The sequence below is a fragment of the Vibrio sp. Makdt genome, assembly GCF_027587015.1.
GTDB lineage: Bacteria > Pseudomonadota > Gammaproteobacteria > Enterobacterales > Vibrionaceae > Vibrio > Vibrio chagasii_B.
This window is the reverse complement of sequence record NZ_JAPPTH010000020.1, coordinates 1-20,000: the sequence shown is the minus strand read 5'-3', so window position 1 is coordinate 20,000 and position 20,000 is coordinate 1. Positions and strand designations below refer to the sequence as shown.

Annotated in this window: 20 protein-coding genes; 8 read left to right on the top strand and 12 right to left on the bottom strand. The window is 44.1% G+C overall.

Features of this window, described 5'->3' with window-relative positions:
• Positions 1-134: 134 nt before the first annotated feature.
• Both cqsA and OH460_RS20460 read right to left on the bottom strand, forming a co-directional pair.
• The gene (cqsA, locus tag OH460_RS20465) at positions 135-1,316 is read right to left on the bottom strand and encodes an alpha-hydroxyketone-type quorum-sensing autoinducer synthase (RefSeq protein WP_269999321.1); all 1,182 of its coding nucleotides are present in this window, start codon (positions 1,314-1,316) and stop codon (positions 135-137) included.
• 242 nt (positions 1,317-1,558) lie between these two features.
• Positions 1,559-2,947, bottom strand: a complete 1,389-nt coding sequence (locus OH460_RS20460; protein WP_269999320.1) for an aminotransferase-like domain-containing protein — start codon at positions 2,945-2,947, stop codon at positions 1,559-1,561.
• 104 nt (positions 2,948-3,051) lie between these two features.
• Here OH460_RS20460 and OH460_RS20455 point away from each other — a divergent pair, with 104 nt between their 5' ends.
• Together OH460_RS20455 and OH460_RS20450 are read left to right on the top strand one after the other, a co-directional pair.
• Positions 3,052-3,966 (top strand): EamA family transporter, encoded by a 915-nt coding sequence (locus tag OH460_RS20455; RefSeq protein ID WP_269999319.1) that lies wholly within the window; start codon positions 3,052-3,054, stop codon positions 3,964-3,966.
• A 266-nt stretch (positions 3,967-4,232) separates the two neighbouring features.
• Positions 4,233-5,105: an aspartoacylase gene (locus OH460_RS20450; protein WP_171730603.1), complete on the top strand. Its 873-nt coding sequence runs from the start codon at positions 4,233-4,235 to the stop codon at positions 5,103-5,105.
• An 86-nt stretch (positions 5,106-5,191) separates the two neighbouring features.
• On the opposite strand, the gene OH460_RS20445 is transcribed toward OH460_RS20450, so the two are convergent.
• The 4 genes from OH460_RS20445 to OH460_RS20430 all read right to left on the bottom strand — a co-directional run bounded on the left by OH460_RS20445 (position 5,192) and on the right by OH460_RS20430 (position 8,713).
• A complete protein-coding gene (locus OH460_RS20445) occupies positions 5,192-6,202 on the bottom strand; it encodes a CobW family GTP-binding protein (RefSeq protein ID WP_269999318.1) in 1,011 nt (336 codons plus the stop codon).
• Positions 6,192-6,752: a carbonate dehydratase gene (locus OH460_RS20440; RefSeq protein WP_186170746.1), complete on the bottom strand. Its 561-nt coding sequence runs from the start codon at positions 6,750-6,752 to the stop codon at positions 6,192-6,194. The genes OH460_RS20445 and OH460_RS20440 overlap by 11 nt, the downstream gene beginning before the upstream one ends.
• A gap of 36 nt (positions 6,753-6,788) precedes the next feature.
• Positions 6,789-8,171, bottom strand: a complete 1,383-nt coding sequence (locus OH460_RS20435) for a dihydroorotase (RefSeq protein ID WP_269999317.1) — start codon at positions 8,169-8,171, stop codon at positions 6,789-6,791.
• 68 nt (positions 8,172-8,239) lie between these two features.
• Positions 8,240-8,713 (bottom strand): Fur family transcriptional regulator, encoded by a 474-nt coding sequence (locus OH460_RS20430; protein WP_061031516.1) that lies wholly within the window; start codon positions 8,711-8,713, stop codon positions 8,240-8,242.
• 584 nt (positions 8,714-9,297) lie between these two features.
• On the opposite strand from OH460_RS20430, the gene ihfA reads away from it, so the two are divergent.
• The 5 genes from ihfA (at position 9,298) to OH460_RS20405 (ending at position 12,263) form a co-directional block, all read left to right on the top strand.
• Positions 9,298-9,594 carry an integration host factor subunit alpha gene (gene ihfA, locus OH460_RS20425; protein ID WP_004734853.1) on the top strand — a complete coding sequence of 99 codons (297 nt, stop codon included), beginning with the start codon at positions 9,298-9,300 and terminating at the stop codon, positions 9,592-9,594.
• Positions 9,595-9,863: 269 nt separating this feature from the next.
• On the top strand, positions 9,864-10,169 hold the full coding sequence (locus OH460_RS20420) for a c-type cytochrome (protein WP_105057835.1): 306 nt from the start codon (positions 9,864-9,866) through the stop codon (positions 10,167-10,169).
• Positions 10,166-11,392: a sulfite oxidase gene (locus OH460_RS20415; RefSeq protein ID WP_239936795.1), complete on the top strand. Its 1,227-nt coding sequence runs from the start codon at positions 10,166-10,168 to the stop codon at positions 11,390-11,392. Before OH460_RS20420 ends, OH460_RS20415 begins: the two co-directional genes overlap by 4 nt.
• A gap of 8 nt (positions 11,393-11,400) precedes the next feature.
• On the top strand, positions 11,401-11,832 hold the full coding sequence (locus OH460_RS20410) for a cytochrome C (protein ID WP_155647291.1): 432 nt from the start codon (positions 11,401-11,403) through the stop codon (positions 11,830-11,832).
• Complete coding sequence (locus OH460_RS20405) at positions 11,832-12,263, top strand: c-type cytochrome (RefSeq protein WP_269999316.1); 432 nt, start codon at positions 11,832-11,834, stop codon at positions 12,261-12,263. The genes OH460_RS20410 and OH460_RS20405 overlap by 1 nt, the downstream gene beginning before the upstream one ends.
• Positions 12,264-12,361: 98 nt before the next feature.
• Here OH460_RS20405 and OH460_RS20400 read toward each other — a convergent pair whose 3' ends face one another.
• Positions 12,362-13,141 carry a RelA/SpoT domain-containing protein gene (locus OH460_RS20400; RefSeq protein WP_061031512.1) on the bottom strand — a complete coding sequence of 260 codons (780 nt, stop codon included), beginning with the start codon at positions 13,139-13,141 and terminating at the stop codon, positions 12,362-12,364.
• A gap of 323 nt (positions 13,142-13,464) precedes the next feature.
• On the opposite strand from OH460_RS20400, the gene OH460_RS20395 reads away from it, so the two are divergent.
• Positions 13,465-14,118, top strand: a complete 654-nt coding sequence (locus tag OH460_RS20395) for a thiopurine S-methyltransferase (protein WP_061031511.1) — start codon at positions 13,465-13,467, stop codon at positions 14,116-14,118.
• A 92-nt stretch (positions 14,119-14,210) separates the two neighbouring features.
• On the opposite strand, the gene purT is transcribed toward OH460_RS20395, so the two are convergent.
• The 5 genes from purT to sbcB form a co-directional block, all read right to left on the bottom strand.
• Complete coding sequence (gene purT / locus OH460_RS20390; RefSeq protein WP_061031510.1) at positions 14,211-15,386, bottom strand: formate-dependent phosphoribosylglycinamide formyltransferase; 1,176 nt, start codon at positions 15,384-15,386, stop codon at positions 14,211-14,213.
• Positions 15,387-15,553: 167 nt separating this feature from the next.
• Positions 15,554-16,441, bottom strand: coding sequence for a cytidine deaminase (gene cdd, locus OH460_RS20385; protein ID WP_061031509.1), 888 nt, complete (start codon positions 16,439-16,441; stop codon positions 15,554-15,556).
• A gap of 276 nt (positions 16,442-16,717) precedes the next feature.
• Positions 16,718-17,395 (bottom strand): LrgB family protein, encoded by a 678-nt coding sequence (locus tag OH460_RS20380; protein WP_008217479.1) that lies wholly within the window; start codon positions 17,393-17,395, stop codon positions 16,718-16,720.
• Between the two features lie 2 nt (positions 17,396-17,397).
• Complete coding sequence (locus OH460_RS20375) at positions 17,398-17,769, bottom strand: CidA/LrgA family protein (protein WP_008217481.1); 372 nt, start codon at positions 17,767-17,769, stop codon at positions 17,398-17,400.
• Between the two features lie 24 nt (positions 17,770-17,793).
• Positions 17,794-19,218, bottom strand: coding sequence for an exodeoxyribonuclease I (gene sbcB, locus OH460_RS20370; RefSeq protein WP_116870435.1), 1,425 nt, complete (start codon positions 19,216-19,218; stop codon positions 17,794-17,796).
• Positions 19,219-20,000: the final 782 nt, after the last annotated feature.

Below are 20,000 nucleotides of genomic sequence, written 5' to 3'. Positions count from 1 at the left end.
TGTTTGAGGTTTGAAGTAGAGCGAGTCAATTTAATGAAGAGCTCAGCGATAAGCTGGGCTCTTTTAGTTTTGCGACATGATAGTGTCCATTCCGTCCTGCCGTTTAGTTGGTGATTAAATTAATGTGCCCCGAGTTAAACGAACTCTAGTTCTGGATGATGATATGCCTGGTGACAAACCGTGAGCACATGATCGACATCACTTGGTGTCATATCTGCATTCACAGAGAAGCGGATGATGTTTTTGTTCTTGCCAGTTGCAGGACGGCAGAAAACCGCACCGAACACATCCCGTTCCTCTAAGAAATCACGCACACGTTCAGTATTTCTCTCACTACCACACTCTAAAGCGATTATCTGAGATTCACTGCGGATGTTAAAGCCAATCTGTTTAAGGCCTGTAGTGAGTGCTTTAGCGTGTTTGAATAAAGCTTCTCGTTTATCGTCCGAATCTTTAATGACAGCCAAGGTTTTCTCTAAGCGAGCGACCTCTTGTGGTAATACGGTCGAGCTAAAAATCGCAGGGTAGGCGACAAAGGGCAGTGTCTCAGACAATTGTTTGGGGCCTAGGATCGCGCCGGCACGGTACGCAAAAGTTTTGGCCAAGCTTACAGTAATGAAATCGACTTGGTTAGTGAGCCCAAGAGCTTCAACGAGGCCAGCACCTTTGGTGCCATGAGTCCCCAGAGAATGCGATTCATCAACCACGAGTGCACAATCAAACTCTTGCGCCATTTCGTAGATGTCGCGGAGTGGGGCAATCGTGCCAATGGTGCTATAGACCGAATCTACAACAATGACACCAGAACCATAGCGTTCAAGCTGCTTGCGCAGGTGGTTGATATTATTGTGCATAAACGGATGCGCACTCGCACCTGCGGCTCGAATACCTTCCCATAAAGACATGTGGGCAAAGAAATCAATATACACAGGGGTTTGTGGTGGGCAAATGGTTTGCAGTAAGCCGATGTTCGCCGCCCAACCAGACTGAGACAGCAAGCAGCTTTCCATTCCTACATAGCTCGCTAACTCATTTTCAAAAGCGGGTTTTGAATCCTCGTCTTGCAAAAAAATAGCTGACATGACGACATTGTCATCATGTTCAGCAATCGCTTGCTGGTGGGCTTGTTGAATCTGTTTGTTGTGCGATAGCGCAAGGTAATCATTGCTTTGCATCACAACTGAATTGCGCCTAGGACGTTTACCCAGAACTAAGTGTGTTTGGCTTTCGTTCTGGGTAATGAGATCTTCAATGTAATGGTTTAAGCGTTCTTCAATAAAGGAAGGTAGTGGTTTATTTTTGGTTTTATCACTCATAATTATTCTCTTCATATACAGGATAACGCCAGCGCTGACGGGTGTATATTGACGACAAAAAATGAGGTGTCATTAGCTAAGTTGCATAAATGGGCACACCCTTGCAAACTCAATATTTATGGGTTTTAAGGTGAGTGGATTTCCTTACGGTAACGAGCTTTAGTCTGGTTAAAATCGAATAATAAATGCCTTTTTTATAATAAATAACGATGAAAAACTAAAGTTCAAAGCTTGGGTGGAAGCTATTTGCTGACACATTGTCGGATAAGTTTAATCAAGTCATCTAGCTGTTGTTTGGCCGCTCCCTCTAGCGAATAACCAATGTTGATGCGTAAGCAGTTGCTATAGAGATCAAGAGTACTGAATAGGTGTCCAAGTCGAATATCAATCTTTTTCTCGGTAACGGCTTGAGCAAAAATTGGTTGATTCAGATTTGGAATCTGTAGCCAAAGTACCATGCCACCTTGTGGGTTACTGATCTTTACATCTGGAGGCAGGTGTTGGGTTAAATAGTTGAGGTATTGCTGGCGCAACGATAGGATTTGAGAGCATCTTCTTCGAACGTGTTTTGCGTATTGACCAGATTCAATAAAGTCAGCGACAGCGAGTTGAGCGGGTAGAGCAACGCCGTAGCTTGCAGCAGAAAACTGTGCCTTGTACTCATTGATATACCTTCCCGGTAAGCACCATCCTAAGCGGTAACTCGGTGATAAACTCTTAGAGACAGAACCACACCATAAAACATAACCACCTTTGTCATAGTATTTGGCAGGCAGTGGAGTGTGCGAAGAATAAGAGAGTTCCAGGTAGACATCATCTTCAATGATCGGCACTCGATATTCATTCGCCAATGCTGCCAATTTCTGCTTTTGACTGGCAGACATATTGATCCCTTGAGGGTTCATATGCGAGGTACAGAAGATAGCGGCATCGACCCGCTTGCTTTTCAGATGTGTTTCTAACTGTTGTAGGTCTACACCGTCATCTAAAGAAGGGATCTCAATGATCTTTCGCGACATCTTGCCAAGTAATTCCAGTATACCGTTGAAGCATGGTGAACTGATGGCAATGGTGTCACCCTCTTTGGTGCATGATTCAAGAGCGGCCTTAATCGCCGACATACAGCCAGCGGTAATGACCATCTCGTCGGGCGTAAAGTGCACATCAAGCTTGGCAAAGTGAGTGGACAATGCTTGTCGTAATATCGGCTCGCCTTGAGTATCAGGGTAATGGTTGAGTCTGTTCCCCATGCGTTTTATAGATCGGCGGAAACTACGCTCTAGCTCAACGACCGATTGCTCATCATTGGTGGTGCTAGAGACACCTAAAGGACCATTGATTGAGTTGTGAGTCGATGAAGTTTGCTTAACTCTGGAAACCTTACTCTCAAACTGTGCCCACTCAGGCGTTGAGTGAGCAGGCTTATGAGGAGAAACAAAATACCCAGCTTGTGGGCGAGAGTGAATCCAACCCTGTGATTCTAACTCTTGGTAACAGCTCACTACAGTCGACATGCTGACGGCTTGTTGCTTAGCCAATTGACGAAGCGAAGGCATGCGCCCACCTTCAGGCCTTTTCCCACTTTCAATCTCATTAATAAACTGATTGGCAAGTTTTCTGTAAATGCTCATGGTCACGACCGTGGTTAACTGTACTGGTTTTTATTGTAAAAATTGTATCTGTACCGCTTTTGCTGTTCAAGGGATACTTTTTTAAAACAAAAGAGGGGGACAGTATGAAAAGAAATGATTTGTTGTTAGCGGTATTGGTGATGGCAATTTGGGGATTCAATTTCTCAATGATCAAAATGGGTGTGACCAACGTGCATCCATTGTTGGCAACGGCTGCGCGTTTTTCGCTAGCGGTAATACCAGTGATATTTTTTGTCGCAAGACCGAATGTCGCGTGGCGCTATTTAGTGGGTTACGGCTTCGTGTTTGGTGTAGGTATTTGGGGGATGGCTTCATGGTCAATCACTGCAGGGCTCTCATCCGGGTTGTCGTCGGTATTGCTTTCTACCAACGTATTAATCGGTATGGCTGTTGGCGTATGGGTTTTCAAAGAGAGTGCGTCGGTTCGTAAGTTAATAGGTGCGATGTTAGCCATGTGTGCACTTGCAGTCTTAGTCTCTGCGGCCAAGGGGAATGTGACCGTCAATGGCGTTATCTTGATTATGATTGCAGCGTGCAGCTGGACGCTAATGGGAGTGATTGTTAAAGCATCCAAAACTAAGCAGGCGTTTGCGTTTAATGTGTGGGGGATACTGTTTGCACCAGTTCCGTTGGTATTGTTTGCCGTGATGTTACATGGGGATCAAATCATCTGGCAGGGGATTGAACAGTGGGATTGGAACACAACGATTGCGGTGTTGTTTCAGGCTTACCCGACCACATTGTTTGGTTACTGGGTGTGGAACAAGTTGTTAATCCAATATCCGTTAAGTACAACGGCACCGTTAACCTTACTAGTACCAATATTTGCTTTGATTAGCGGTTACTTTATGTACGACGAAGTATTGTCGCTCGCTCAAGTGGTTGCATCGGCGTTGTTTTTAGTCGGGATTGGTTTGATCGTGAAACCAGCAAAGGCAGCGATCACCAAAACACGAGGCGACAGAGAGGCGGAAGGAAAACTCGCTAAGCAATCATGAGGTCGTTTGCAGTAAAGAAGCACGATGTAAACTAATCATTGAAGCTACAGTGTTGATTAAGGAACTAAGGCCTCGCAATCGCGGGGCTTTTTCATGTGAAGGTTTCGAGGTGAAATATCGTTGCGGTTTAGCGTTCTCGTGGTTCCTTTGAATTATCTGATGCTTGCTCGTTAAGTCTTCTGGAGAAATAGGTATATTGTTGTTATGTTATACCATAACGGTAACGCAAGGGTGACTTGCACTTTCGATACTTGGAAATCAATTACATGGATAACATCAATCAAGTCTTACTGGTTGCCGGAACTCACGGTAACGAGCTTTCTGGAATCTACTTAAACAAACTGATCAAAGAGCGCATGTATGCCGCCAATCGTTCGACATTCTCTACGAATTCAGTTATCGCAAACCCTAAAGCGGTAGAGCAGAACGTAAGGTACCTAGACACGGATTTAAATCGTGAGTTTTCTCAGCTCAACAATGACGACACGCTAGGTTTAGCCGAGCATACCGTAGCTCGCCAGTTTGCAGAGCGATACGCAAGCAAAGAGCAGCAACTCATTATCGACCTACACAACACGACCAGCAATATGGGGGCGACATTAATCTTGCTTTCCAATGATGCTTTCTATCAAAAAATGGGCGCGTATGTGAAACAGCGAATGCCAGAAGCTAATATTCTGTTTGAAGATAGAAAGCCTTGGGATGAGCAGCCATACCTTTGTACCGCCGGGAAGTGCGGTGTGATGATTGAAGTGGGCGCTCAGGCACATGGTTCGCTTAAATTCGACACGCTTAAACTGATGAAGCAGATGCTGACCATGGTTCTTGATTACGTTGAGAAGCACAACCTCAACCAAGTACAAGCGTTAGAAGACTACGATGCTTTCTTCTATGTTGAAGAGGTGAATGTTCCGCTTGGCCCAGACGGTATGCGTGTTGCTACTGTGCACCCAGCGATCTGTGGTCGAGACTTCGAGGTAGTGAAGCAAGGGGAGCCGATACTGGCGACTTTCTTTGGATATGATATTTATTGGGAACGTGAACAAGACATATACCCGCACTTTATCAACGAGAGTGCCTACGCTAAAGCTAACATTGCGATGGCATTAGCAGAGAAACGATTGGTGTCGGTAAACTAACTTAGTGATGTTTACTCCAATGTCTAAAAAGCCCTATGAGTGTCTTAATTCATAGGGCTTTAGTTTTAATCATCGATTGAGCGAATTTAGTTAACAAGACAATCTAGAAGCTGGCTTTCCAGATCACTCTCTATGTCCTGACCAATTACTTCAATTCTGGTTTCACTGCACTCATCGAGTTCTGATTCGGTCAAACCATCCTCTGTTAAGTTGTAGCCAAAGATACCATTTGGAGTGATGAACACGGCCTTCATACGTTCAACTTTCAAGCCGACTAGAAAGTGTCGTAAACGCTGGTGGTCAAACAGTTTATCGGCTGCAAATCGCCAGCCAATACTCTCGAAGCCTTCACCTTGGTTGGTTGCTTTGAGCATGCCACTTTCTGGCATCGGTAGTTCAGACGCAAGTGGCTTATCTTGTTTGTGAGCATGGTGGTGATGGTGCCCATGAGCTTGGTGATGATAAAAACTACTGCTTCCATTAAACTCGTCGTATGGGATCTTACCGTGATGAGCAAATATGAGTTTGGTGTCTGGGTGGCAAACCTGTGCGACGTATTCAGCCAGTTTCTCTTCATCACCACTTTTGTAGAGATCGACTTTATTACCCACGATGGTATCGGCAATGGTGATTTGCTGATTGAAGCTATCGTGTTCAGAGTAGCGTGCGTCAGATAGCTTACGTGCGTCGACCAAAGTCACGTTCTTCTGTAGTGACAACACCTTACGGTAGTGTTCTGAAGAAAGAACCTCTAGCACTTCTTTAGGGTGACCAAGACCTGTAGGTTCTATCAACAAGCGATCAGGTTTTGCCTCAGACAGCAGTTGATTCAGTGCGATTTGCATCGGCAAACCAGCCGCGCAACACATACAGCCACCAGGCACTTCACGGATAAACACATGTTGTTTGTTGTCGTTTCCTTGGATCAAACTGCCATCAACGCCAATTTCTCCAAATTCGTTCACCAAAATAGCCCAGTTTTCATCTGCGGGTTTGTTCTTCATTAGGTTGAGAATCGCGGTAGTTTTACCAACGCCGAGAAAGCCAGTAATGATATTGGTTGGAATACCCAAGAGAGGCTTTTTATCAGAGCTCATTGGCAATTCTCCTATAACCTTGAACAAGGGTATGGTTTGCCGAAACAACGGACTCTGAAAACGCAGAATACTCAGGTGGTACCTTTGAGATATTGTTTAAATCAAACCCTGAACCGATGTTGGTCATCGGTGGTACATGGAAGTTCTCAGGTAAGTCGTGTCCGTCTACTACACAGTTATGGCGAATTACACAACCTTTGCCAATCACCGCATTAAAGACGACAGAGTTGAAGCCAATAAATACGTCGTCACATACATGACAAGGACCATGAATGATTGATCGGTGAGCAATGGACGAGCGTTCACCAATAGTGACGGCAGCGCCAGCTTTTGAATGAATAACCACACCATCTTGAATATTCGTGTCTCGCTTAATCACGATGGCTTCCATATCGCCGTGTTCATTAACCTCATCGGCACGTATCACGGCATAAGGACCAATGAACACGTTGTCTTCAATGATCACCTTGCCACAAATAATGGCTGTTGGATCAATGAAGGCGGTTTCCGATACGTTTGGCATATGGCCGTTAGGGTTTCTTCTTAACATATTGATTTCTTTTGATTGATGGTAATAACTGCTGAACTAGCGCTCGAATGACAGCCTCATTGCTGGAGTGACCATGTCACCCGGTATGTCTTTTGATGTATCAGCGGTAGGCGTATTTTGGTTATCAGGGGATTCTGGATTGCTATACACCTTGGCACCATTGACCCAGGTGTGCTTGATCTGAGCAGAGAATTCGTGCCCTGCGAAAGGTGACCACCCACATTGATATAAGCTGTTGTCATTACTAACTAAGGTTGTTGTTAGTGGATCGACTAACACTAAATCGGCGAAGTAGCCTTCACGAATATAACCGCGCTCTTGTATCGCATAACGAATGGATGGGTTATGTGCTGTTTTCTCTACGACTTGCTCTACGGTCATGATTCCGGCATGTACGTGGTCAAACAGAGTCAAGAGGGCATGTTGTACAAGGGGTAAACCGGCAGGCGCTTGCTCATAAGGAACTTGTTTTTCTTCCCATGTGTGAGGAGCATGGTCTGTGGCGATGATGTCTATTTGATTGGTGCTAAGGGCGGCAAGTAATGCATCTCTATCACTTGGAAATTTGATGGCTGGGTTGCATTTGATTTGGTTCTCTAATCTTGGGTAATCCTCATTACTGAACCAAAGGTGATGAACACACGCTTCAGCGGTTATGCGCTTGCCTTCGATTGGCCCTTTATCAAATAGTGCCAACTCTTTCTCTGTAGTGATATGCAATACATGAAGCTGGCTATTGTGCTTTTTAGCGAGCTCAACAGCATAAGAAGAAGAGGCGTAGCAGGCTCTGTCATCTCTTAGGATAGGGTGGTCTTCAATCGTGAAAACTGCTTTCTCTTTTCTTAATTGCTCTTGGTTTTTAGCGATAACAGGCCCGCTTTCACAATGGGTGACAATCAGGACGGGAGAATCACGGAATATGGCATCGAGTGCTTGAGGCTCTTCAACCAACAGGTTACCCGTTGAAGCACCCATAAATACCTTTACGCCACAGTGTTTGGTCGGGTCGAGCTGCTTGATTTGCTCTAGGTTATCTTCAGTTGCACCTAGGTAAAAAGAGTAGTTAGCCAGTGAACTCTGTGCTGCGATATCAAATTTTTTCTCTAAGGCTTCAATGGTCGTAGTAGCAGGGTTTACGTTTGGCATTTCCATGTAGCTTGTAATACCACCAGCGACAGCGGCACGAGACTCTGTAGCGATTGAGCCTTTGTGGGTTAACCCGGGCTCGCGAAAATGGACTTGATCGTCAATCATCCCCGGGATGAGGTAGCAACCTTTTGCTTCAATGACTTCACAATTTGAATTGGGCTGTATATTGCTTGCAACCTTTTCAATTCGTTGGTCGACAATTAATACATCTGTCTCGGTAACGGTACCTTCATTGACCACGTAGGCATTCTTAATGAGCGTTGCAGGCATAGCGTTTCAATCTCTCCTTGTTGATTAGGCTAATACGGTTGGAATCTAGTTATTCGATGTAGGTATTCTTAGCAGAGCGTATTTACTTCGGGCTTAGCACACTCATCACAAACACAGCTGATCTCTATCTGAGGGCTTGTGACGGTGAATCCTTGTTGTTTCGCGTGAGATTTAAGATCGCGAATAATAGAAGGGTTGATGGTTTGTTCACTTATCTTGTCGCACTTAGAACAAATCAAAAACTGTGGGATGCCATGTTCGTGCTCACAAAGGATGTGATCACAAAGTATGTATTTATTTGATACCTTGATCTTGTGTGCTAGGTGATGTTGTTCTAAAAAATCCAAGACTCGGTAGACCGACATCGCTTGAACATGTTGATCAAAATGCTCTTTGCAATAGTCAACTAACTCGTAGGCAGACAGCGCTTTATCGGCATGGGCTAACGCGCGCAGTATCAGCAGCCTTTTGGCGGTAAACTGTTTTCCATTGTCTCTACATCCTTGCTTGACGTGCTTAATGATCGCTTCAATATCTTTCATTTTAAGTACTAAAATCCATCCTGTTTGATATGTTATAACATATCAATCGCAAGCTGTGAAATGTACTTTGTTAAGTGGCACCATTGAATTATAGGGTTGAACGCCCTCGGACTAGGGGGGAATTGCAATAAGAGTCAGCACGCAATCAGAGATTACATTGACCAACTCGAATTAAATGCTGAAATGATACAAATCTCATATTTAATACTGCTTATTAAGTAATCTTTGTTGACCTTGATATCAAATCAAGTAGCTGATTTTATTGGGTATAGGAGAAAAGTCTCAGAAATTAATATTTAGATAACTAAAGTTTTAAATTCTAATTTATCAATAGTAGTTGGAATATAGTTCTATTTGGAAACTGTTAAGCAGATGTTTTTTAGCCATATATATGAAATTAAGAGCGTGTTATGTTTCTGATTTGAAAGAATAATCTTACAGTTCAAATAAAAAAGTTGGCGAAAATCAGAAGCTTGGCATACACTTTCCTTGTAAATGACCTTATCTCATTGATTGAATAGGGTAAATGCTTTGGCGCTACTGGCGATAGTAGCAATGATTAACATAGCTTTGAGGAAAGTTTTATGGCACTCACGAAGGCCGATTTGGCTGAGAACCTGTTTGAGACACTCGGATACAGCAAGCGGGATGCCAAGGAAACGGTTGAAGTGTTTTTCGAAGAAGTTCGTAAAGCGCTTGAAAATGGCGAACAGGTAAAACTGTCTGGTTTTGGTAATTTTGATCTTCGCGAGAAAAACGAGCGACCTGGTCGTAACCCGAAAACTGGTGAAGACATTCCAATTTCTGCTCGACGTGTTGTTACTTTTAGACCGGGACAAAAACTAAAGGCCCGTGTCGAAAATATTAAAATCGAGAAGTAGCCAAGCAATTGACCACGCCTAGCGTGGTCTTTTTGTTTTTGTCACCGTATTTATTCTTGCCTTCCGTTTTCATTCTTTTATCTTCTCGTATCTCGTATCTCGTATCTCGTATCTCGTATCTCGTATCTCGTACAATTTCTAATCAGCGTTCAGTTCTCCTTAACGGTAGTTAATTCTAATTGAATTTAAATACACCGCTCTATTTGCTGTAATGCGTCCACTTTATGACCGATCAAACTGATTTTTTGATCCAGATCTTAGGAGGGTGTGTGCGAAAAGCCGCTTTAGCTTGGGTATTGCTTTTATTTCCCGCGATAGGCCAAGCAGCCGATTACCAACAAATTGCCAATATGTGCGTCGCTTGCCATGGCAGTACTCAAGACACTTCTTTTCCTTCTATTCCGAACCTGAAATGGCAGAACAAGCCTTACGTGGTTGAACAGCTCACGGCTTTTAAGAGTGGAGAACGTTCCGATAAAACCATGTCTAAAGTCGCCCAGCTTTTGTCTGAGCAAGATATTGAGCAGCTTGCCACTTACTTTTACACACTGAATCACAAAGGATCGCAACAATGAGTTTAGATAGAAGACAGTTCCTGAAAGCTGCGTTAACTGCAACCGCGGCGTCTGCGTTGCCGGTCTCTTGGGTGTTTGCTGCTAATCGCCCGGAAGGTTTAGAGGCCCTGGATATCAATGCGTTAACGTGGGCAAAAGCAGAAGATTTGCCGGATTACTATACCGTTTTAAATACTAACCCTTTGAATGCTTATCCGCCAGAAAGCATGCTCGCACCCGCTGTTACGCCCGCTGATGTTCCATTTGTTCGATGGAATGGTTTAATGCCGGATTTCAATAAAATGGATCCGGATACTTGGACGTTTGAAGTGAAAGGGGAGTCTGTAAAACAGAGTAAAACTTACACAATAGCGGAACTCAAATCTAAGTTTAAACACCATACTCAAAGCCTAGTATTGGAGTGTGGCGGCAACAGCCGTAATAACTTCTACCCAAGCACTAAAGGCAATCAGTGGAACAATGCAGGCGTGTACTGCGCGCAGTGGACAGGTGTGTTGCTCAGTGATGTGCTAAAAGACTGTGGTATCAAAGATGACGCGGTTTATGTGGGCAACCATGGCTTTGATAAGCACCTAAGTGGTAAAGGTGAAGCGATCTCTCGCGGCGTACCGATTGAAGCCGCAATGACTGACAATGCCTTGATTGCATGGGAAATGAATGGCGAACCTATTCCATATCTTCACGGTTTTCCGTTGAGAACGGTATTTGGAGGTCGCCCAGCTTCTGTCTCTCAAAAGTGCACCACGGGCATCAGTATCCGAAATAAAGTTCATGATGGCCATAAAATGGCAGCACCCGCTTATCAAGTGCCTAAGCACCCAATCGCGCCTGGTGAAAAAGTAGAAAACAAGGATTTTAGAATCATTGAAGAGATGATTGTGAAGTCGCTAATTACCTCGCCAAAGAGTGGCACTGAGTTTGCGCTTGGTAAAAAGGTCAAAGTGAGCGGGCACGCGTGGGCTGGGCTGAGAACCGTCGAGAAGCTCCAAATCAGTTATGACTACGGTACCACTTGGCACGATGCCAAGCTGAATAAACCGGTAAACAAGGGCGCGTGGCAGCAATGGGAAGCCGATCTAGAACTTCCTATGACAGGTTATTATGAGATCTGGGCGAAGGCGACCGATAGCGAAGGCGATAGCCAGCCAGTGGTTCAACCGCAATGGAATCCAAAAGGGTATCTGTTTAATGGTTGTCATAGAGTCGCGGTAAGAGTTTCGTGAGGAAAGTCATGTGTGATAATTCTAGTCAGAGCAACAAGCTCTCTTATCGTAAAGGAATTATGAGAGCGGCACTGGTCTGTAGCTTGTTAACCTCAATGCTTGTTCATGCCGATGAAGTGCCGGATAACCCGAAGGCTTTCTATGGGGTAGATAAGAGTTCAGGTTTAATCATGGCTCCGGGATGGGAGTTAGTGAAAGGCCAATGTAATGCGTGCCACACGAGTCTTATTGTGGCGCAGAACAGTGGTACTCGAGAGCAATGGCGTGAAACGATTCAATGGATGGTAGACACTCAGGGACTATGGGACTTGTCTGATACATGGGACCCGGTACTGGATTATCTGAGTACCTATTACCAAGACAAAGGGATCGACATGAACAAGTATCGACGAAAACCTATTGATAGCGCTCTGATGCCGCCTATGCCGGGAGAGCAATAATGAATCTAACTAAGTTCACGCTGCTATTGGTAACGTCGACTGTTGCTATGATCTCACTCTCTGCATGCACTGACGAAAACGATGAAACGGTGGGAAAGGTTTCGCAAAAACTGACAATACAAAGTGACACAACAGAACCGTACATACCAAGCTTGATGGCAGGTGAAAAGCTCGTTAATAACTTTTGTAGCCAGTGCCACGGCGATAAAATCATCCCTTTCGTACAGTCTTATCCGAATATTAAGGGGCAGAAATCCAGCTACATCCTTAAACAATTGCGTGACTTTAAAAGTGATGCACGTCAGGACTTATACATGCAGTCAGTCGTGAAGTCTCTATCTGATAAGGATTTACAGGATGTCGCTGCTTTTTATAGCACCTTAAAGCCATTGGACTTGTATGAACGCTCCCAGGAGTATTACCACCAATAGCATTCGCTTGTGATTCACAAGAGAAACACTGAAATTAAAAAAGGGCTGCGAGAGCAGCCCTTGTTCGTTTTTGTTTTGTAGTAGCGGTAAGGTTGGTGTTATGCCGCTTTAATATGAGTCGTAATGTATGGTTGCCATGCTTGTTGGTATAGCTCTAAAGATTGGCGTCTTAGGCTATTGATTTGCGCCGCTTCAATGTCGTTGATTGGGCGCTTTTCGGCAATGGCATGGCGCTCAATACCTTGGATGATCTCGTATAGCTCATGTTCAGGGCCACTTTTCACATCCGCTATCGCTTTTAGGTGAAGTTGAACCTCAGCAATCATGTTGGTTTTTGGTAAGCGAACCAACAGGTTAAGGTCACGGTAGCCAGAATCTGCTGGTGACTTAAACTTGTTTTTCACTTTTACTACGTCCGCTTCACGGCTCAGTGCTTCGTACACTTCAACTAGGCTTTCTACATCATTAGCGATGATTGTTGCGCGAGCTAGATCGGTAATTCTTGTGTTATCACCATCCAGTTCCAATTCAATTTTCTCTTGAGCGCGAGCTTGAGATTTAACGCCAGCGAATAGGGCGTCTGAATTAGTGAGAAGAGCCGTACTTTTACAGATTGTCTCTAGCTCTGCTTGCGCTTGGTGAGCTTTGCTGTAAAGGATGTCGAAGTCGGTATAAGGCTGAGTTGGACGCGAGTCGAATGCCTTGATGCCATATAGGCCGCTTAGGCTGTGGCGGAATACGTTTGATGAAACTTGGTTTTGCGAAGACGCTGTGCGCGATTGATCAGTTGAACTCGTTGAAACAGGTGTTGCTGCGAATGCAGGCGCTCGGCTCAATACTAGAAGCATTAGGGCCGTCGTACGGAGAAATACACTCATTCAAACTCCAAAATACAAGGTTACAAAAACGGGTAGTTAAAAGGGGTAACCAGTAACGCATAAGAGTAAAAAAGCTTAACTAAACTCACTACATATTAAATGGGGCTAGTTAAGACAGAAACCAACTCTAACGTTTAATATTGCTTTAAAATGTGAACATATAGACAAATAATCCAAGCGTTTGTTCCGCAATTTTAAGAACTTTGAACCTAACCAGTTTCTGGTCTTATTCGAAACCAATTTGGCACTTTAAGCCAAGCTAAGGTTGCTCTTACTTCTCTATACTGTACCCTTGCATTATGACTGTTTAACATGAACGAAAGATGAATAATCCTGAATTTTGGCACAATAAATGGGCAGCCAACCAAATTGGTTTCCACCTTGAAGATGTAAACCCGCTTTTAGTTGAGTTTTGGAAAGCAACTGACCCTAGCTATGAGAAGAGTGTATTTGTTCCTTTGTGTGGCAAGAGTGAAGACCTGATTTGGCTAGCGTCTAAACATGAAGACGTTCAAGGTGTGGAATTGAGCCAGATTGCGGTTCGAGCTTTTTTCTCTGAGCATTTCTACACGCCAACCGTAACTCAAATTAACGGCCAACATGAACTTTATCAGTTTGATGAGTTGAGTGTTTACACTGGGGATTACTTCACTGCGCCAATTCAGCCGGTCGATATTATTTATGATCGTGCTTCTTTAGTTGCTTTACCTGCTGAGATGAGAGTGCAATATGTAGAACGCTTGAAGCAGTTATTGAAGCCTGGCGGCAAGATCCTGCTTGTAACGCTAGACTACGATCAAGATGAAATGACAGGCCCTCCGTTTAGCGTACCTAAACTAGAAATCGATCAGTTGTTTGCGGGTTACAAGATTACGTTATTGAATCAAGACATTGCAGACCACGAGCACCCTAAGATTGCTAAGAAAGGTTTGTCTCGATTCAGTGAGGAAGTGTACTTGATTGAGTCGGAAGTCTAAGCTCAGTTTGCTTTCGAAAAGATAACACCAATGAAAAGACGGGCGCATGGCCCGTCTTTTTGATCGTTAAGACTTTATGTGTGAAAGCCTAATTAGTAAATCACTTTAACTTTAGATGCGCTGGTGATTGCATCTTCAATAGCGGTTTCTGTGCTCTTACGGCGTGTTAGTGCAACACCAAGGCGACGACGACCATCGATGTCTGGCTTACCAAACAGGCGAACTTGTGTTTGTGGTGCATCTAGCGCTTCCGCAAGGCCTTCAAAACGGATGTTCGTTGATGTGCCTTGTCCAAGGATTACTGCAGACGCACATGGGCCATACTGAGTAATTGATTTAATTGGCATACCTGTAAATGCACGTACGTGCAGCGCGAATTCTGATGAGTCTTGAGACATCAAAGTCACTAAGCCAGTATCGTGTGGGCGAGGGGATACTTCGTTGAAGATCACATGGTCACCTTTAACGAACAACTCTACGCCAAAGATACCATGACCACCTAGTGCGTTAACCACTTGTTCAGCCGTGTATTGCGCGGCTTTAAGTGCGTTGTCTGACATCACTTGTGGCTGCCATGATTCGCGGTAATCACCATCTTCTTGGCGGTGGCCGATAGGAGCACAGAAGTGAACACCATCGACGGCGCGAACGGTTAGAAGAGTGATCTCATAATCAAAGTCGATGAAACCTTCAACGATTACACGCCCCGCACCAGTACGACCGCCTTCTTGTGCGTAGTCCCAAGACTTCTGGATATCTTCTTCGGTTTTGATAACGCTTTGGCCTTTGCCTGAAGAACTCATTACTGGTTTCACAACGCAAGGCATACCGACAAATTCAACCGCGGCAGCGAAATCTTCAAAGGTGTCTGCAAAGCGGTAAGGGGATGTGCTTAGCTTTAGTTCTTCTGCTGCTAGGCGGCGAATACCTTCACGGTTCATCGTTAGCTTAGTGGCGTTAGCTGTTGGAACGACATTCAAGCCTTGAGCTTCAAGCTCGACCAACTTGCTGGTGGCGATAGCCTCAATTTCAGGTACCACGTAATCTGGTTTTTCTAGTTCAATGATGGCTTGAAGTGCATCGCCATCTAACATGTCTAATACATGGCTGCGATGCGCAACTTGCATAGCCGGCGCATCTGCATAACGGTCACAAGCAATAACTTCTAAACCTAAACGTTGGCACTCGATAGCCACTTCTTTGCCAAGTTCACCTGAACCTAATAGAAGTACACGAGTAGCATTTTCACGAGTAGCAGTACCAAACATAGAAATTCCTTCCGATCTTTTGAACGATTGATTGAAAACGGGGTGATCATACTTATTTAAACGACAAAAGCAAACGTTTGCGTAAGTTGTGGTGTTAATTACAAGCATAAAAAAAGCAGCCCTATAAAAATGGGCTGCTTATTTAAAAGGTTGTTAATTAGATGTACTTAGATTGCTAAGTAAGTCACTGGAATGTCAGGATTAATCGCTTCTAATGTAGATTGCGTATCCGCTAGGTGACTGATACTACCCTCGGCGATTTCAACCAATGCAGCGCTTTCAATTTGTTCAAAATCGAAGCCCGCAAGTTTTAGTTGAATCAGCGCAACTTGTAGCGGTGGAAGGCTAGGGTTGAATGCTGCGTTTTCAGCGTAAGCACCAGTAAAGATCTCACCAGTTGTTAGCTGTAGTGACACACCACTTAAATTTTTGGTGTATGGCGCATGGCTGCGGTTAAGGGCTGCTAATGCTTCAACTACGATAGGAGTGGTCTCTTCCGTCGTGTACTTATGATCAAGTTCAGACATCAAGCCTGTTGTTACACCAAGATCAGAAGGTCCAAATGAATCAGGCAGGTACTCTTGTAGTGACATTTCATCACGCTGTGGAAGCTGAACTTTAAGCTCTTTCGCTGTAGTCAACTCATTCATAAATTGACGACAGTGACCACAAGGGCTGAAGTTAATTGTGATGTCCGAGATGCCTCGCTCGCCTTTCATCCAAGCGTGGCTGATTGCAGATTGCTCTGCGTGTACGGTTTGGCCAAGTTGCGCACCCGCGATTTCAAGGTTTGCACCAAAGTACAAAGTACCAGACAAACCACGCACGATCGCGCCAACGTAAAAGTCAGATAGCGGAGCGTATGAATACGCTGCAGCAAAAGGAAGTAGTGCGATGCGTAGTTCGTCATCCGCTAAGCCGCTTGCTTGACGCAGGCTAGAGAACTGTTCTGGAGACAATGTCGCGTCAAAGTTGTCTGCTAATACGATGTCACTTAAAAGCGCTTTCATTGATGATGGAGCACTTTCCAGCGCCAGGGTAATACGACTGTTCATGTTGAATCCTTAATTGACCTTAGGCTTTAAGTTTATGCAATGCTCAGGAATTTTCTGTGATGGTGATCACTATTGTATTGTTGTTGTTACATTGGTTTGCATAATTAGAGTGAGGTCACACTTGAAATCGATTGCAAGGACCATTTTTACAGCTGATATCGCACTTATTGTTCAAAATCGCCTGTTATTAGCTGAATAAATGGCAATAAAAAGCCCAAGCAAACACTGATATTGACAGGGTTAGGCTTGGGCTAAATCGGGCTTTGAGCGTCTAGGCTAGGAATAGAACCAGACCACCATGCCAAACACGCTAGGTGCGATGATTGAGGTGATAACGCCACAAAGTACTAAGGCCAGTGAACTGAAAGCCGCATCTTCTTGGTTCTTTTCAGCACAAGTCGCCGTACCTAACGCGTGAGAAACCGTGCCCATGGTTAAACCCCTGGCAATAGGGCTCTTAATGCCAATTAGATTGTAGATAGGGTAAGCAAAAATTGCCCCGAATAAACCAACGATAAGAACCAGTATTGCAGCAATAGCCGCTTCACCACCAAGATGGCTTGATACTTCCATTGCAATGGGGGTGGTGACTGATTTGCCCAATAGACTCGCAATCAAACTTAGGTCAGCTTTGAAAGCGACGGCAATCATTGCCGCTGTGGTCATCGACATCACACTACCCAGTGTGCATGCAAAGGTTATGATTCGCCAGTTAGCTCGAATTTGAGGTAGCTGCTCATATAAAGGATAAGCTAGGGCGACAACCGCTGGCTGAAGCATGTACGTAATCCAAGTATTGTCTGCGTAGTAGGTCTCGAACGGGACTTTAAAGAACGTCAGAATTGGAATGATGATGCCAATGCTTATTAAAAGCGGGTTGCATAGCGGGGAATTCACTTTCTGACTTACCCAACGAGCAAACAGAAACACCACAATAGTTAATAGAATCCACATGATTATTTACCTCTCGCCAGCAAGCGGTCTAAGAACCATGACAAAGATACCAATACGATGAGTGTGCCGCCCACCGCGCTTGCCATAATCGGCAGTGCGTTAGCGATAAGCATGTCAAAATGTTCCATGAGCCCGACACTGATCGGGACAAACAGCAAAATCATCAAACGAATAATTAGGCTGGCACCAGGTTGTACCCAGTGCGCAGGCACAATACCTATCACCATGGCAGTAAACAAAATCAACATGCCAAAAATACTGCCAGGGATTGAGGTGTCTAAGTATTGCTGTAACGCGTTGCCTGCAGTGAGAGCACCTATGATTAAGGTGAAGGAGATTAAGCAGTAAACGAGTTTGATCAATCTTTCTTTCAAGGTTTTACATCTCTCGATAATGGGTTAACTAGCTAGCTTTTCTACGTATTGATACACCGCTTTCAAGATAGCCATTTTCTTTTCGTCGCTTTCATGTTCATGTGCGAGGTTTTCTAGGTTGAGCATGTATTCTTCTAAGCGGCTTTCGTAAAACTCACGACAATGGTTTGCCCACTTAAGTTGTTCAGATTCGTCTAGCGTCCATGGGAAGTGGCGAGCGCGGTAACGGAACAGCAAAGGCTTAATACGTTCGTCACTGAAGGTGATATCCAACGCTGCTAAGTTATTTGGATCAGTCTCGCGGATGATGTTCATCGCGGTCTTATCTGCTGGAGAGAAGAAGCCATCGTAAAGTTGGGTATCTACATCGTCGCTCTTTTCGTATTCACGTTCCTGTGAATATAAGCCAATCAGTTTTTCGCGAATTTCTGGGTGTTCGCGTAGGATCGCTAGGTTCTTCAAACACTGCTGACGATCAATACCAATGGTTTCAGCATTTTCAGCGGTTAACGTTTTTGCTGGCGCTAAAATAGGGCACTTGTTGAGTTGAACGAGCTTAATAGGTACTGGCAGTTCATCTTCATTCAGGTCGCTGCGTTTGGTGTAAAGCCTTTCTCTAAGCTCATCAGTATCAAGTTCGAGTAGCGGGCTTGGGTCTTTTGCCAAGTCCACCACGATAACCGCGTTTTGATTGGTAGGGTGCCACGCCATAGGAACGATCCAGCTTGTGTAATTGCAGTCACGACCAAACATGCCTGACACATGCATCAAAGGTGTCATGTTTACGATGTCGACTAATTCGTTCAACTTACGTTTGTGACGCATGTTGTAGAGATAATCAAGCATCTTAGGTTGTGCGGCTTTCAGCTTTTTCGCGAGTTCAATTGTCGCAATAACATCGGCCATCGCATCATGCGCGTTTTCGTGTTCAATGCCATTTGCCACAGATAGGTGTTCCAGTTTGAAGCTCGGGAAACCTTCTTCATTCTCTGGCCAAACAATGCCTTCTGGGCGCAGGGCGTGTACGGCACGCATCACGTCTAATAGATCCCAACGAGAGTTACCGTTTTGCCAGCTCCAAGCATATGGGTCAATGAAGTTACGGTAACAGGTGTATCGCGTTACTTCGTCATCGAATCGAATACTGTTGTAACCAAGGCTTGTGGTGTTCGGTTTTGCAAGCTCAGCATGTATCTTGGCGATAAACTCAGGTTCCGGTAGGCCTTGAGACATGGCTTTTTGTGGAGTGATGCGAGTGATCAGTGCAGCTTCAGGTGCAGGTAGATAATCAGCAGGAGGTTGGCAGTAGATGACCAATGGCTCACCAATAATATTGAAATCTTGGTCGGTACGAACGCCGGCAAACTGACTTGGACGATCTTTTGCTGGGCTCACGCCCCATGTTTCGTAATCGAAAAAGAAGTAGGTTGGCTGATTATCTGAACTCATTGAATTTCCTGAACAGTCTACGGGCAATCGTGTACTGTGGCTGAAGGTTAGTTTTGTTCAGTATCTGATAGTATGCGGTACGCGTGCAACCCAGATCACAAATAAATTGCAGGAAAGTGCTGCATTCCTATTCAATCAGACTGCGATCGAGGACTTGGTATCTTAGATTGCTTATTTATTGGCAAGATCAACCAACAAAGTGGTGTGACAAAGCGCTCGGAGGGGACACCATTTTTTTTGGGGGGGGGAATCAGCTTTGGATAGCCAAAACATTCTGAGTCTATGAAGAGTGTGTTACTGCTTGTATCTGCCTTACATCAAGCTTTCAACGTCACGCGCTTTGCTGCACTAAACGATCCTGAGAGATGAAACTGAATAGGTCATTAGAGTAAATCGTAGAACCAGTCATAGATATGAAATTATTATCCTAAATGATGTTATTTTATAGTTTTAATGACCACAATAAATAATCATGTTAGATAATTTGACATGTCTTAAATTTAATACATCATAAATTGTAACGGTAAATAATTAACCTTTGATTTCTCAATATTTCAAATTTATTACAATGAGAGGATTAATCTAACTTGTTTCAATTTTGAGAATTTATTGCAACATGATGATCTATATATTTCGTTTTTTGGTGTGACTTCAAGTTTATCTAGGTCGGTATTTCTGGATATATTCCAATAATTAGGTTTTTACTTGATTAAATAAATGGTTAACTAACTAATTAGTATGTAAAACGAGTTTTATATATTATTGGATGGAATGCTCTAATA